12 protein-coding genes are annotated in these 15599 nt (G+C 51.9%); 1 reads left to right on the plus strand and 11 read right to left on the minus strand.

Annotated features, from left to right (window positions below):
- Positions 1 to 33 precede the first annotated feature (33 nt).
- The 4 genes from MIH18_RS10050 to MIH18_RS10065 all read right to left on the minus strand — a co-directional run bounded on the left by MIH18_RS10050 (position 34) and on the right by MIH18_RS10065 (position 4609).
- The gene (locus MIH18_RS10050) at positions 34 to 1020 is read right to left on the minus strand and encodes a tripartite tricarboxylate transporter substrate binding protein (protein WP_249014461.1); all 987 of its coding nucleotides are present in this window, start codon (positions 1018 to 1020) and stop codon (positions 34 to 36) included.
- 239 nt (positions 1021 to 1259) lie between these two features.
- Positions 1260 to 2429, minus strand: coding sequence for a UxaA family hydrolase (locus tag MIH18_RS10055; protein WP_249014462.1), 1170 nt, complete (start codon positions 2427 to 2429; stop codon positions 1260 to 1262).
- 2 nt (positions 2430 to 2431) lie between these two features.
- Complete coding sequence (locus MIH18_RS10060; RefSeq protein WP_249014463.1) at positions 2432 to 2716, minus strand: UxaA family hydrolase; 285 nt, start codon at positions 2714 to 2716, stop codon at positions 2432 to 2434.
- A 552-nt stretch (positions 2717 to 3268) separates the two neighbouring features.
- Positions 3269 to 4609 carry an ISNCY family transposase gene (locus tag MIH18_RS10065; protein ID WP_249012479.1) on the minus strand — a complete coding sequence of 447 codons (1341 nt, stop codon included), beginning with the start codon at positions 4607 to 4609 and terminating at the stop codon, positions 3269 to 3271.
- Positions 4610 to 4805: 196 nt separating this feature from the next.
- Between MIH18_RS10065 and MIH18_RS10070 the strand changes: the two genes are divergently transcribed.
- Positions 4806 to 5399 (plus strand): IS630 family transposase, encoded by a 594-nt coding sequence (locus MIH18_RS10070; RefSeq protein WP_249014464.1) that lies wholly within the window; start codon positions 4806 to 4808, stop codon positions 5397 to 5399.
- 998 nt (positions 5400 to 6397) lie between these two features.
- Here the strand turns inward: MIH18_RS10070 and MIH18_RS10075 are convergent.
- From MIH18_RS10075 to MIH18_RS10105, 7 genes are all read right to left on the minus strand, one after another.
- Positions 6398 to 7282 carry an AraC family transcriptional regulator gene (locus tag MIH18_RS10075; protein ID WP_249014465.1) on the minus strand — a complete coding sequence of 295 codons (885 nt, stop codon included), beginning with the start codon at positions 7280 to 7282 and terminating at the stop codon, positions 6398 to 6400.
- A 157-nt stretch (positions 7283 to 7439) separates the two neighbouring features.
- Positions 7440 to 8708, minus strand: coding sequence for a benzoate/H(+) symporter BenE family transporter (locus tag MIH18_RS10080; protein ID WP_349293798.1), 1269 nt, complete (start codon positions 8706 to 8708; stop codon positions 7440 to 7442).
- A 38-nt stretch (positions 8709 to 8746) separates the two neighbouring features.
- On the minus strand, positions 8747 to 9550 hold the full coding sequence (locus MIH18_RS10085) for an enoyl-CoA hydratase/isomerase family protein (RefSeq protein ID WP_249014467.1): 804 nt from the start codon (positions 9548 to 9550) through the stop codon (positions 8747 to 8749).
- A gap of 11 nt (positions 9551 to 9561) precedes the next feature.
- Complete coding sequence (locus MIH18_RS10090; RefSeq protein ID WP_249014468.1) at positions 9562 to 11100, minus strand: AMP-binding protein; 1539 nt, start codon at positions 11098 to 11100, stop codon at positions 9562 to 9564.
- A complete protein-coding gene (locus tag MIH18_RS10095) occupies positions 11093 to 11626 on the minus strand; it encodes a (2Fe-2S)-binding protein (protein ID WP_249014469.1) in 534 nt (177 codons plus the stop codon). The genes MIH18_RS10090 and MIH18_RS10095 overlap by 8 nt, the downstream gene beginning before the upstream one ends.
- Positions 11610 to 12455, minus strand: a complete 846-nt coding sequence (locus MIH18_RS10100; protein WP_249014470.1) for an FAD binding domain-containing protein — start codon at positions 12453 to 12455, stop codon at positions 11610 to 11612. The genes MIH18_RS10095 and MIH18_RS10100 overlap by 17 nt, the downstream gene beginning before the upstream one ends.
- Positions 12452 to 15457 carry a molybdopterin cofactor-binding domain-containing protein gene (locus MIH18_RS10105; protein ID WP_249014471.1) on the minus strand — a complete coding sequence of 1002 codons (3006 nt, stop codon included), beginning with the start codon at positions 15455 to 15457 and terminating at the stop codon, positions 12452 to 12454. Before MIH18_RS10105 ends, MIH18_RS10100 begins: the two co-directional genes overlap by 4 nt.
- Between the last annotated feature and the right edge of the window lie 142 nt (positions 15458 to 15599).

Here is a 15599-nt window from a genome sequence, read left to right on the forward strand (position 1 = left end):
TTTCAGGAACCAATTTTGAAAATGAATTTCAAATCATTTATTGATGTTCATTTTATCCGCGATCTTTTCATATTCCTTTTGTCGCTCAGCCATGAACTCCCCCATTTCTTCATAGGGCACGTCAATCAGCACGAAGCCTAACTCCAGCATCTTCTCTCGGAACTCGGCATTTTGATTAATCTGTCCAAAAATATTGGAGAGTTTTTTGACTATATTTTCGGGAGTACCTTTTGGAACCGCCATTCCACGATACGCGCCCCCAAACATTTCATAACCTAACTCTTTAAAAGTCGGGACATCAGGGAACTGCGGGTGGCGCTCTTTTGAAGCGACGGCCAACATCCGTGCTTTGTCTCTATGATTAGACGCCACCGTGGTGTAGCCCCATTCAGCTTGAACTTGGTTACCCAGTAATGCCGCTACCGCCGCCCCGGTGCCTTTAAAAGGAATATAAGTAGTCTTAATATCGGCTAGCATTTCGAGTTTACGATTAGCGATGTCGTTGGCCGACTGGGTGCCACTGCCAGACAATGTAATTGCTCCAGGTGATTTCTTCGCAGCGGCAACGAAATCCTCTAACGTCTCATAAGGACTATCGTTGGTAACGATTAAAGCGTCCGGTGAATAGTGAAAATAATAGAAGTTCTTAAGATCCTTGGTCTTAAAGCCCGGATCCTTGCCCATAGGCTTGAGAATGATATGAGGCAGGTTAGTGCCCATAATGGTATAACCATCGGCCTTCATTTCGTTAAGCTGCGACCAGCCGACGGCTCCACCGCCGCCTGCCATGTATTGAACGATTAATTGCTGATCGGTAATCTCTTCAAAGTACTGTTGTTGAAGCCGAGCACTAATGTCAGATTCACCGCCGGGCCCAAAGGGAATAATGTATTGCACGTTACTGGTGGGGAAATCATCTACATCTTGAGCTGAAACTTGGCCGCTAAACGCGGTTATAGAGAGCGATATAGAGAGGAGCGTTGCTAAGAAAGGAGCTTTGTAAATTCTTGAACTAAACATAATAGTCTCCGATGCAAATTGTTATATCATTGTTATTTATCGGGCTAGGAGTTTCATGCAGGACCTAAAGCCTGCTCATAACACGGGCGGCATTTGCCACCCGGTTATTTTTCATTTTTCCAAAAAAGTGTTGTTGAACCAAGTGAATCGATAGACACAAAAAGCGAAACATAACTGAGCGTTAATTAGGCTCTTAGTACAACGCCGCGATTCACTGTTGCAAAAATTTATGCGTTTCCTCAGGCACTCTCGAACAACCGGGTTAGCACAAATTCGCGGTGCCCTAAAGCTTCGGCCGCTGTATTACGCCCGTTCGCAGTACGAAACATCATTTCAAGAAGCTCATCACCCGCTTCTTGCATGTTGATTTCTCGCTTTAAAATACCTGTAACATCAACGTCAACGTGCTCACCCATCGTGCGCAAGGTACGCGGATTAGCGCAAATCTTGATAACTGGAAGAATGGGATTCCCAATGACGTTACCTTGTCCTGTGGGGAAAAAGTGCGCCACATAGCCCGATGCCGCACACAAAGTTACCATCTCCGCAGCTGCAGATGAGGAGTCCATGAACCATAAGCCAGGTTTATCCGGCGTCTCTGCCTTATCAAGTACACCGTCGACTTGGCAACGGTGGCCGATCTTTTGAATGTTGCCTAACGCTTTTTCTTCGATAGTGGTCAGCCCACCCTCGATGTTTCCCTTAGTCGGCTGGGATTCTGAGAGGTCGCTAGTTTTGTGGCGATTAATCACTTCAGCGTAGCGATCGAACATTGCCTGAAATTTTTCGCGAATCTCAGGGGTGGCACAGCGAGCAGCCACCAAATGTTCACCGCCGGTCAACTCTGTAGTTTCACCGAACACTAATGTACAACCCGCGTCGTACAGCTTGTCAAAGGCATCACCAACGGTAGGATTTGCTCCACATCCTGATGTCGTATCAGATTCACCACACTTGGTTGACACCCAGAGCTCGCTAACATCGCACTCTTCACGCTGCAGTTCGGTGGCGTACTGGACGTATTCTCGAGCAGCTTTTGAAGCAGAACATATGGTATTATGGTCGCCGTTCTGTTCGATCCAGAATCCGATCACAGGTTTGCCCGTAGCTTTGATACCTTCTACAACCTTGGCGGTCCAACCCGGTTCGATACCAATAACCACTACAGCCGCGACGTTGGGGTTACTACCAGTGCCAATCAATGTACGAAAATGTAGATCCAGATCAGCGCCGAACTGTAGGCGCCCATAAGGATGAGCCAGAGCCATAGTACCCTTAATATTGTTAGCCACTGCTTCAGCGGCGGCATTGGAAATATCGTCCACTGGTAATATGATGACGTGGTTACGAATTCCTACACGGCCATTATCGCGACGATAGCCCATGAACTTGCGTCCCTTGAGTTCCATACTTACCACCTCTTTGTTTTGACGTTGTGGACGTGAAGATGCTCACCCTGGTTGATTGATTTAATTGTTTTACCAATGTCGACCCCGTACTTGATTACGGTATCACCTTCGGCTAGATCACGAATGGCCAGCTTGTGGCCGATGGGGATTGAGTCACGAACCTCAAAGATAACAGTCTGATCTTGATGCATAACCCATCCCGTCAGTTTCTGTCCCGCCTTAATGCCCTCTACTACGACCACACCGACACTGTCATCGGCGTCGTGCACTACGAAATCGATACTCATCGCACTCTCCTGCACGGCAATCTTGTTGTTTCGGTTAATTTACAACCATTAGTTTGAACTTTTGCTTTCTGCTTTTTCTACAACTCATTTATAGGACATAAGACATACGACAGTCAAGTGCATGTCGTAAATTAAGTTTTTTGCACTTCTCTACGCTCGCTCGAATAAACTAAAAACCCAACAAAAATGCAGCTATAAACTCTGAATTATTTTTTATGTGATTATAAAAAACTACGTTTAGCCTTCCACTAGTGTCCCTTAACAAAAATTCGTATAGATAATTATTCTGTCTTGTATAATCTGACAAACAGACACAGGAGAGGTGCTCATGGCGCGGATAACTAGTGCCCATCCAGAAACACCGATTTTTAGCCAGTTCAGCTTATCTCTGGCAACTGGGGTTGAGCTGAGCGCCCTCAAATCATGGAAGACGACTAAATAATGACGGATTTAACCGCTTTCTGATCAGTCTGTCCGAATTCCGGCCATGGGCGTGCATTTCATGGCCTTTCCATGTGTCCTTCTGGTCGTTTTCTGGGTCAGGTTTGTGGACTAATCCGGACCGAGTCGCGCCAACCGTACCAGGTTGTAGCTCAGCGCCGAGGCCCAGACAAATGCCTTGAAGCCATCGTGACCTTTCCACTTCGCTTTCGTGGCTCCGAAGGCTCTTTTCAGCTCCGAGATATTGCCTTCGACTCCGGCTCGAAAATGACGTAATGCGGTAAAGGTCTTCGACTTTACACCCATGGCGGTGAGCGATACGCCAACGGGTTTGTGAAACACTACATGCTTAAGCCCCATGGCGCGTCCGGCCGCGACGTTTGCCTGGCTGGCGTAGCCGCCATCGGCGACCACGGAGCGAGGCAGCTTGCCCAGAACGGATTGATGAAAATCCAGAACCGGCAGGAACAGCGTTTTGTCACCGGGGTTCCCCTCTTCGATGGTTAACGCGGTGATAAAGCCTCTCACTTCACTGCTCAGGTTGATCTTGTGGCCGTACTGCACATCGCGGAATCCCTTGACGATAATATCGGTGTGCGGCTCGAACAGGCTGACGATCTTGTCCGCAGAGGGAACCCGTTCACCGTGGATGACGCGACGCTCGGTTTGCTCGATCACCTGCCATGTCAGCTCCCTGTAGTGCGCCAGAGCATCCAGCCATTTCTGGCAGGATGCGGAAGCTTCCGCCCCTTGAATAATCTGCTGGCGTCCGCGATCCGCCTGCTTCAATACCAGCCGTGCGATCTTCAGCAAGTCGGGATAGAGTTCGTCCTTGGTCGCCTTTTTCGCGTTGAATATGCGAAATGCCAGTGACTTTGCCGCTTTGCGTTTGTCGGTAAAGCAGACCTTCAGGCCGGTTTCGATTTTGCTTTTTGCCAGCAGCCGACGGATCACCCGAACGCCATCATTCAGCAACTGGCTGTCACTGGGTGGGGCAATATTGCTGGCCACCACCGTGCTGTCGATGCGCAGCTTATCCAGTGAAGCCATACCCGTGTCCAGCAGGTTCCTTGTCAGCACCTGATGCGCCCGTTCCAGGGTTTCTGGCTGGATGCTGCGGATCGTGGACTGCAGGCAGGACCGGCTGGGCGATAGGTGAGCCGGCAATCGGGTAAAGGTTCGGTAGGTCACCGAATCCGACAAATGAAACGCCAGTTGTTCATAGCTGAAACCCAGTTGCTGCCTTAACACCAGACAACGCAGAACACTCTCTGCGCTGAGACCTGTCCGCCCAACGGCTGAAACGGACACATCTATCAAATCTGCGGCCACCAGCTCAAGAATCTCGGGTTGCCTGTCCAAAACCTCCGACAGCTTCCGGAGTCTGACGCCATACTCGTGATTCGAGTACTCTTCGAATATACTGGCCTGAGCGTTGCGGGTCTCTCGCATGCTGGATCCTCTTGGTTGTTGGATGTTTTTGGGTTGCACTTAAAACATACCAAAGCCAAGAGAATTCTTTAACCTTTCTTAGAATTATTTCCTGAAAATCAGCCGGTTATTAGTTTCTGGATGGGCACTAGCTAGACCCCTTGAAATTAGTGACTCTGAGCGAGAGGAGCTGGAGTCGTGGTTGAGGCGACAACGCATGCCTGCCGCTGAGCAGTTGCGAGCGCGCATCATTCTGCTAAGTACTGAAGGCCTTCCGGGCAGTGTGGTCGGTGACCGCGTTGGGGTGACCTCCGAAACGGCGAATAAGTGGCGAAACCGTTTCAAGGCGCGCTGGGTTGCAGGTCTGACCGATGCGCCCAGAACCGGCCGACCTCGAACCATAAATGATCAAAAGGTTACTGATTTAATAAATAAAACGCTCAGGGAAAAGCCAAAAAATGCCACCCACTGGTCGACTAACCTGATGGCAAAAGAGGCCGGACTGAGCGCTATGTCGGTGAGTCGAATCTGGCGGGCTTTTGGTTTGAGGCCGCATCTTCATGATACGTTCAAGCTGTCTACCGACCCCCATTTTTTAGCCAAGGTTCACGATATCGTTGGTTTGTACATGAACCCGCCAACGAAGGCGATGGTGCTGTGTGTTGATGAGAAAAGTCAGATACAAACTTGCTATCAAACTCAGCCTGCGCTTCCCCTAACCTTCGGGTACACGGAAACCAGAACACATGGTTACGTCCGACACAGCACCACAACGCTGTTGGCGGCACTTGATATAGCGACCGGGGAGTGATCGATAGGCTTCATCGCCGACACCGTGCAACAGAGTTCCTCGCCTTTTTAAAAGAGATTGATCGCGCCGTCCTGCACGACATGGACGTTCATTGTAGTGGCATAGTGAATTTGGTCATTTGATTGGAGGTGCTAAAACGCACTCAAACATGACCAGTGATTCAATAATGACCAGAAAAGTGCGACCTCGCCCCAGCCCTGAGTTCCTGGATTCAAGTATTAAGTGCAGCACCGCTCGTATTGGTGACTGATTCTGCACTCATCCCAATTAGTGGGCGCGCCCACCCATAGTCAGCCAGTAACCTTTCTTGCCGGTTCTCATCACTTTACTTTACAACTTCGCATACATAGTACAAATTGAGCGGGTAAAGCTGAACCGTTGCTTCAGCGGCCAGAACCCTTGGCGAAAATGCGACACTTGAGACCAGACAATTTTTAGAGTCGCTTAGCCCTGCATTTGGGCAAATTCATCGAGAAGTAGCGATTTAGGCAGAACTCAAATTGGGCAAAGTTCGACACCAAAAACCGGACAATCGTGTGCCCACAAGTGGCGTAAAACGTGTAAATATCGGTTTTAAACGGGTTTTAATCTTTTTAGCACAGTGGTCATAAGCTGTTGAAAAACACACTTTATGCCGACTAACATCTCATCTCACCGTGTAAAATTACCGCCCTCCGAAGGCAGTGGTCACAGGTTCGAATCCTGTCGGGCGCGCCATATTTTTCAAGGTCTTACGTGAAAGCGTAGGGCCTTTTTTATTGGCTGTGTCCATGGTGTGCCCAAGAATCTAAACTACTCTTTCTTACCTCTGAGTTTATGACCCCTGCCCTGAGCTTAGGAAACAGCCTTTCGGGCACCAAAGGGCAAACTTAAAAACTTATATCGCAGTGGCCAACTGATCTCGAACACGGGCGAAAGTGTTCTGGGGTGAATATGCTGGGTAATATAAATCTGCGGTGATGCGGTTAATAGTTGAATCTCCGCTCTTAAGGCCTAAATCAGGATATCTCAATATTTCCAATATTGGGAGATTCTGAACGGCAAATATCAATTGATCTGTGGTACTGGCTTGGTGCCGCACCGATATGCCTTCGGAAGAATCGGGTGAAATGCCCTTGGCTGGAAAACCCAAGAGAATCAGAAAGATTACCGAGAGTGCACGAGCGACTATCTGACAACCACTGGAAGGCCATTTGCATTTTGCCAATGTTCGCAAGCATTTGTGGTGTCATTCCAGTCGTTTTTTTAAAAAGAACAAAAAAATGTGCTCGGGACAAGCCACATTGGCGGGCGATCGCTTCCATATCCAAGTCAACTTGCGGACTGTTAAGTATGAGTTCTTTCGCCTTTCGGATGCGCGCATCATGAAAACGCCCTGCTGCATGCAGCCTAAACCGAGTTAAGTGCTGCAGATCCGAATGACCCTCTATTAGGCTAATCATAAGATCAAAAAGGAGGCTTTCCAGCAGCTGAGGACGCACAGTGTCAAAGGACAAAATTTCAGATATCAGGATATCAGCTTGGGCACGGAGTGACGGCGTAAGATCAATGCACGGCTGGGAAAAGAAGTCAGGACGGCCACTCAGAGCCAGTGTCTGTTTGTGAAGCGCGAGCCAACTTGGATTAATGTACAAGGCTAAAATTACCGTGTCATTGGCCCCTTCACGGTGGTCGTAAGAGTGCGGCTCCCACGCATTGATCAGCACTGCCGTTTTGTCGGTCAGTGGCTGAAGTTTATTTCGGACAGAAAAAAAAGTATCGTTTCCCGATGCTTTCAAAAGAATATGACATTCTGAGTGAGCATGGGGCACGAGCGACTCATCCATACCAAGCAATGCAACGCGCCCAAATGCTCCATGGAAAATTCGGAGAGCATGTGACATTAATCACAGACCTCAATAGCTGGTTAAAATTTAGACTACCACTTCTTCAAAGCAGGCTCTATCACATGCTCAATACATCAACGAAAGCGATCAAAAGGGTCGTAATTTACACGACCCTTTTGATCCGGAAGTTTATTGCGATTTTGCTTTACCCTTCTTAGTTTGACTTCTCGACAGCTGGCTTTTCTGAAAGCAGCTGGGATACTAGAATCCCGAAAACCAATGCCCAGAAAGGAGCACTGATGCCAAAGAGGCTAATACCACTCATCGCTACCAGTAGCGCAACCATAGCGCCGATTTGGTAACCCGCCGCTTTGGAGAAGGCTTGTTGGAACGCCGCGATCAGGACACCGATCATGGCCAGGCCAGCGATTGACCCTATCAGCGCCTTAGGCAGGGCAAGGATGAAGGGAACCGCAGCGCCGGCAAAGAGTCCAAAGGCACAGAACAAAACGCCATTGACCACCGTTGCCCCATAACGCTTGCTCTTGTCATCACCCGCCTGTTCGGATGAACAGATAGCCGTCATCGGACCGGCAATATTGGCATTATGACCACCAATAACCCCTGCAGTCATACCGCCAATACCGCTGATAGTTGTCATTGCGTTGACCGGTGGCCGATAGCCTTCAACCAACAGAACACCGGTAGCTTGGGCGTTTTCTGCACCGATAACCAAAGCCGCCAGAGGAATAGCAATGGCAAGCAACCCATTCAGGGTAAAGGTTGGCATTGTCAGCTCAGGTGCGACGAAGGCAATATCCACATCGGCCGGCTGAATGGAGCCCGTGGCCAGGGCAATACCAAACCCAACGATAGCGGCCGTCAGCACCGGCGGTATTGCCTTGGTTAAACGAGCAGAGAGGAAAAAGGCCGCCGCCGCTGCACCGGCGATCAGTGGCATGCTTTCAACCGCCTGAACTGCTCCGGTACCAAATCGGATCAAAGCTCCTGCAATCATTGCCATGACAATTGGCATCGGCAGCCAGTTCATAATACGACCAACAACACCGCTCACTCCAAGCAGAAGAACGATCGCACCGCTCATGATGAAAGCGCCTACAGCCTCTGTGAAGGGTATGGTCGCGAGAGCTCCAATCATAATAGCCGCACCAGGAATTGAGTACGCCCCAGTGATCGGCTGTCGATAGCGCAGCGCCATAATGAGGCTGATCAGGCCTCCAACAAAGTAGATGGCAAGCAACCAGGCCACAGTCTGGCCATCGCTAAGATTTCCTGCCTCCGCAGCACTGATAACAATTAGCGCTGGCCCGGAACAGCCAAATAATGCAGCGACCACGCCGGCGCTGACCGACTTGACATTCAAAGATTGCCTTAGGCTTTTCAGCCAAGGGGTGGATGCATCAATTGCGTCAGAGCTATTCGAGTCTTCGAGAACTTGGCTTTGCATGACTTTGTCTCTCATTGTTGTTGGATGTCATGTACTGCATTGGTCAAAAGCATTTATAGGCCACGAAATGCTGGCTTACGCTTTTCATCAAATGCCTCTACTCCTTCGCGGAAGTCTTCCGAACAACGCAACCGGCTATAGCAGTGGCCTTCCATTTCAATGGCCACTGACAACGTGGCATCCTCGTTATCATTAATCATTCTCTTGGCGGTCCGTTGAGCGAGCGGCGAAAAGAATCTCAGCTCCTTAACCAGGGCATCTGTCGCATTCTCCAATTCTTCGTCAGCAACACACTCCGTAACAAACCCCCACTCAAGGGCTTGCGGGCCGCTGATGCGCTTGGCCCGCATCACCATGTCTTTAGTCCGGGTAATCCCGATCGTTTTTTGTAGGCGAGCAGAACCACCAGAACCAGGAATCTGACCTAGCCTCTGTTCTGGCAGCGCGTAGAGGGTGGTTTCCGAGGCAATTCGAAAGTCACAGGCAAGGGAAAGCTCAAAGCCAACCCCGAAGGTATAGCCCCGATTAGCGGCTATCACCGGTTTGCTACACCGGGCTGGCGCGGCAACGTTGTCGGCCAGTTTCGAAACGTGCTCAGGCGAGGCGTCAAGAAAGCCCCGGATGTTGCCACCGCTGGAGAAATGCTGACCAACGCTACGCAACACGATGACCCGTACTTCCGGAAGAAGATCGAGCGCTTCGAAAACAGCACGGAGGTTATCTCGCTGGCTCATCTCTATTACATTCAGAGGTGGCCGGTTAAGGACAATATCCGCTCGCTCTGCGGTAGGCTCTATGTGGACTTCGAACCCATCGAAGCTGGAATCCAGGAAAGCCTTCAGTTCATTCGTATTCATGACAGAGCGTCCTATTGTGTAGACAGATTGGTAACCGGGGAGGCATCTTGCTCTCGCAAGACACGGCGAAGTATCTTGCCCACCGGGGACTTGGGAATTTCATCAACGAAAAAGTAACGACGGGGCCGCTTGAACCTGGCCAACTCGCGTTCGAGACAGTGGCGGTCGAGTTCTTCTTCGTCGATTGTGATTCGAGTTTTGACAAAAGCGGTGACGATGCTCCCCCAGCGCTCGTCAGGCAGACCGACCACGACGACTTCCTCCACCTGCGGATGCAGAGACAAAATGTCTTCAATCTCTGCCGGGCTGACGTTTTCGCCCCCAGTGATGATCAGGTCATCAACCCTGCCGGTGACGAAGAGGTCGCCATCAACGTCGAAATAACCTGTATCGCTGGTGAAATACCAACCCTGCTTCAGCGATTTCTGGTCTGCATCTGGTCTGTGCCAATATCCCTGAAAGGCTTCATCACCGTTCATGTCGGCAATAATCTCGCCCTCCTCACCCATTGGCACGACATCGTCCGGCGAGTCCGTACCAACCCGAACCACCCGGATACGCTGATTAAGAGCAGCACGCCCCGAAGAACCTGGCTTAGCGCTGGCATCCTGATCGATGGTAAAGGTGTAGATCTCGGAACAGCCGTAATGGTTCACAAACAGGCTGGGACTGAATGCCTCTTCTACCCGCGCGATCAGACCGGCACTCATTGGAGCACCTGCATAACCTAGCTTCTCGACACTGCTGACACGCTCGGACGCGAAATCAGCATGTTCAATCAGCATGTGGTAAAGCGTCGGTACCAGATAGAGATTGCTGACACGCTCTCTTTCGATAGCATCAAGCGTTGCTGCAGGATCGAACTTCGGTATGCAGACAAACTTGCCGTCAATCAACGCCATGGAGAGTAGAGAGCGCACCCCCATCGTATGGTAAAGCGGCATAACGCCCAGCGTACATTCGTCGTGTCGATACAGATTCTGCGCAACGTGGGCGAGTGCTGCGGCACGCTCGACCCGGTGCAGACGAGGCACACCCTTGGGTTTGCCGCTGGTGCCCGACGTGTACAACATCAGTGAGGGATCATCAGCCGTGGCCCTTAGGACAGTGTTGCCCTGACCGCCCAATAGGCTATCAAAACTGTGTCCGCTCTGGTCCTCTACGTCACCCGCGATGATATGTACAAGCAACTGAGCTGAAGGTGAGGCGTACACGGCTTCGCTTGCGGACTCGTCATAGGCGATAACTCGCGCCTCGGTATCGGCAATAAAGAACTCGATATCCTGGGCTGTGGACCGCCAGTTAACGGGTGTGACGATTATACCGGCAAACTGACAAGCCCAATGCAGTGTGGCCATTTGCCATCGGTTCTGCATAACAACGAGCAAATGATCGCCCTTACCCAAACCAAACCCTTCCAGGGCCCTGGCAACACTCTGGATATCGTAATACCAAGTCTCGTAGCTCTTATGTAGCGTTCCGTCCGCTACCGCAATGGCTTGCGGTCGTCGCTCCACAGAAGCCAGAAAACTTCGACCAAGATCAAACATTATTGTTCTCCAGTTGTTTGTTGGATGGTCTTGAAACCTCGTGGCTACGCGCTTCAGCTACCTCGAGAACGGCATTAACGATGCCGGTGTAACCGGTGCATCGACATAGGTGTCCGGACAACATGTCCCGCACCTGGGGCTCAGTGGGGTTCGGCACATTCGCCAGAAATTCCGTACTAGACATCAGGATGCCCGCTGTACAGAAACCGCACTGCAAGGCATGATGTTTGCGAAAGGCTTGTTGGAGATCATTCAGCGTATCGGCCGAGGCTAGAGACTCAATTGTCTGCAATTTCTTGCCTTCGGCTTGTACAGCTAACATGAGGCACGAACGACTGGAACGACCATCAACCAGTACCGTGCAGGCACCACACACCCCATGCTCACAGCCCACTCGGGTGCCAGTTGCACCCAGTTGGTGGCGCAAAAAATCACTGAGTAGAGTGCGTGGTTCGGCGTAACCGCTGCGCTCGCGTCCATTGAGCGTGAAGATCACACGACAGAGCTCATCAGTCTTGAGATGCATGGGAATTCTCCTCTTGAACAAATGATTCTTTGATGAGTCGGGCACCAAGCTCTCTTACCAGGTGGCGGCGATAAACCGCAGAGGCGTGGGCATCGTCCTGGGCGTTGAGTGACCAGGCAAAGTCATTGAGTGCAGAACTCAGGTCGTCGCTCAAAGACAGGCTCCGGCGAACCGGCCGATCAGCAACACCGCCTACCGTCAGATCGGCCCGATCCCCCTGAATCACAGCCGCCAGAGCGACAATTGCAAAGTCGCCATGCCGCATAGATGTCTCATGGAAACGATAAGTTTCTCCCTGGCGCTGGAGCGGAAAGCGTACTTCCGTGACTAGTTCGCCGGGACGTTTTGCAGTGGTTAGCACGCCCTGAAAGAACTCGTTAGATGGCACCCGGCGCGTCTTCCCTTTGCGGGCCTCAAGTACGACTTCCCCTGCCAAGGCAGTCAGGCATAACGGAAGTTCGGCACTGGGGTCTGCGTGGGCTATCGATCCGCACACTGTGCCCCGATTACGAGTCTGGGCATGGCCGATAAAGGGCAGAGCCTGTGCCAGAAGCGGCACTTCCTCCTTGAGATTGGGATACTCCAGCAGTTCGGCCTGGGTAATGCCGGCACCAACTGCCAAGTGATCAGCGCGGCGCTCGATGTAGTGCAGATCTCGAATCCCGGCAATATCGATTAACACCTTGGGCTGGGCGAACCGCATGTTCAGCACAGCCATCAATGACTGCCCGCCAGCAATGACCCGGGCGTCATCGCCATATTCATGTAACAGCTCGCAGGCCTCTCGGCGAGTACTGGGGCGAATATAGTCAAAAGATGCAGGTTTCATGACTGATCCCCCTTCCCAGTAAACAGCGCTTTAATTCGTTGCCATAATTGCTGAAGGGACATAAAGCGAGGGGTGCCACCGCCCATACGCTGGGAGAATCGCGAGAAAACCTGACCAATGATCATTTTTGAAGCGCTCTGTAGCATGCGGCCACCAACAGAGGCTATTTTCCCACCCACTGAAGCCTCGTAATCGTATTCCAGTCGCGTCCTGTTACCTTCAAGGTCGGTAAGGATGACCTTCGCGATGGCTTCTGCTGACCCCATCGCACTCTTTCCCGAACCGCGCAATTTAAGGCTGCGCGGAGGGTCCAGGTCATAGAGGGCGACTCGAGCATCAAAACGGGCGCGAATCATACCAACCCCAACGGTGACATCAGCCCGGTACTGATTCTCGCCGGTTAACTCAAGACCATGGCAGCCGGGAATGATGGCGGCCAAGGCTTCCGGATCCAGCAGTGCATCGAATACCTCACGGGAATTACCGGGCAGTTCTACCGAGTCCTTTGCTCTGAGTTTGGAGCCACCTGAAGAGGGTACCTCCGCTTCTGTCTCGCTCATCCACGACGGCCGGGGGGGCTCAGTAATACCGATAAGGGTGCGGACTTTTGAGGGTGTCAAAGGTAGCTCTATGTCTTTGACTCCGATCGCATCTGCCACCGCATTGGCGATGCAAACCGGTGTGCTCATGTTATTACCTTCACCAACCCCTTTTGCTCCCAGGGGGGTATAGGGAGATGGCGTCTCCATGTGCAGGATGACAGGCTCTGGGACTTCAACGCTCGTGGGGATCAGGTAATCAGCCAAGGTACCGGATTGAAAGCTGCCATCGTCACCGTAGGAGAACTCTTCCATCAGTGCGGCGCCCAGAGCCTGGGCAAATCCACCGCGAATCTGGCCATCCACTATTTTCGGATTCAGCATGCGGCCCGCATCGTGCAGCGTGACGTAACGGTCAATCCGCACAGCACCGGTAATCGTGTCAACTTCCACGCCGCAGTAATCAAATATAAAGCCATAACACAGTGAGCTATTTATCAGCTCATCATCTTCCGGAGCCTTCAGCTCCGGCGGCGTCCAGAACGCCGTTTCCCTCAGGCCACCCGGCTCACTTTCTGGTGTCGTGGCTGGCGACCAATGAGCCGCACCTGCAATTCGATGAAACGAGGCGGAGTGTTCCGCTGCGCCTTCAACAAAAATCCGACTCTCTGCAAAACGAACTTGGTCGCTCGCTACTCCCCACTGTTCAGCAGCCATATTCGCCAATCTTTCGCGAATTTTAAGAGCCGCCTTGTAGACAGCCCCAGCCACAGCTCCCGAAAATCGGCTAGAGTAGTTTCCGGACGCGATCGACCAAGCATCCTTTCCTGTATCCAATTCCACATTGACATTAATAGCGTCCATCGAAACGCCCAACGTTTCCGCTACCACCTGTGCGACGACAGTTTTGTGGCCCTGCCCTTGAGGTGTGGAGGAAACATGTACGCTGATACTGCCAAGCGGGTCGACGGTTATCGTTGCGGTGCTGACGGCTCCATTCTTCGGGCCGGCTCGCCGGCGCTCCTCTGGAGTGAACGCCATGGTGATGTATCCCATATTCGAGATAGAAGGCTCGACCGCTACAGTAAAACCAATGCCATAAAGCCGGCCCTGTTGACGAGCCTCGTCACGACGCTTCAGGAGCTCATCCAGCCCTCCTTCCTTAACACCTTTTTCCACACCCGCCGGGTAATCCCCTGAATCCAGCAGAGAGCCAGCCGCCGACTGATAAGGAAAGACCCCGCTTGGAACCAGGTTGGCCCGAATTACATCAAGAGGGTTCAGGCCTAGCTCGACGGCTACGCACTGCATCAGCCTTTCTAGTGCGAAATACACTTGCGGCCCACCGAAGCCCCGGTTGAGCCCAGTGGGCGTCTTGTTGGTCATGACAATGCGGTTGCGAACGGCAAGGTTACGAATCGCGTATGCACCAGTGAGATTGCCATGCATTCGATAGAGGGTCGCTGGCTCCGGCGCCCGGAGGTATGCTCCGCAGTCATCCAGCTGGTCTAACCGGAGCGCCGTTACCCGCCCCTCGTTAGTGACTGCAGCCTCAATTGTACTAACTCGATTGGTTGCTGAAGATGCGCCCTGGAGATGTTCCAGGCGGTCTTCGACCCATTTAACTGGCGCTCCGACTTTTCGAGCGGCAAGCCCCATCATCACAACATAGGGAAACACGCCCTGTTTTATTCCAAAGCTACCGCCAGAATCAGGTGGAGTGCGCAGCCGTAAACGATTCGCTGGCACCTTAAGCGCCCGACACATAACCGAATGAAGCGCATAGGGCCCCTGAAAATTGGCGGTAATATCAAATGCTGTGGTGGCCGAATCAAATTGAGCGAGCACGACGTAGCACTCAATTGGCATACACGAACTGCGGGGAAAGCGGACCTTGATTGAAACGTGCCGGTCAGCTTCAGCAAAGGCGGTTTCTGGATCTCCGTAACGAAATTTGCGATCACTGACAACGTTTCCGCCAACCTCTTCATGAAGTACCGGCGCATCGGACTCGATTGCCAGCTCGGTGTCGATTGCGACCGAAAGCGTTTCATACTCAACATCGACGCCCGTGAGCGCATCTTCAGCGAGATAGCGATTATCGGCAATGACAACCGCCACGGGCTCGCCCACGTAACGCACCTTGTCCACTGCCACACACCAGTGCTCCATCGGCTGTCTCACGCCAACCGGAAACGGCATTGCCCACCGCCTGACATCTTCCCCGGTCAGCACGCCGTGCACGCCTTTCATCGCCAAGGCCCGAGACGGATCCACTGATTTCAGCCGGGCATGTGGATAGGGCGACCTTACGATTGCAGCATGCAGCGTGCCCGGCGGCGTTGGAACATCGTCGCCATATTTACCCTGGCCACGCAACAAGGCATCATCTTCGAGTCTATCCTGGCGTGTGCCGATGTATTGTTTCGTAGTTGTTGTTCTGTTTGACGGGGCCGAACTCATTCTCTCCTCCAAGGCCACAAACAAGGGGTAATGGGCCATTGATGAAAAGCATATCGGGCTCTAAAGAGAGAGTCCTTGCCTCTAAATATTGATTTTTACGCAGCCGTATAACTATTTACCCGAGGGTCTGATTTACCCTGAA

Source organism: Marinobacter sp. M3C, assembly GCF_023311895.1.
In the GTDB taxonomy this organism is placed as follows: Bacteria; Pseudomonadota; Gammaproteobacteria; order Pseudomonadales; family Oleiphilaceae; genus Marinobacter.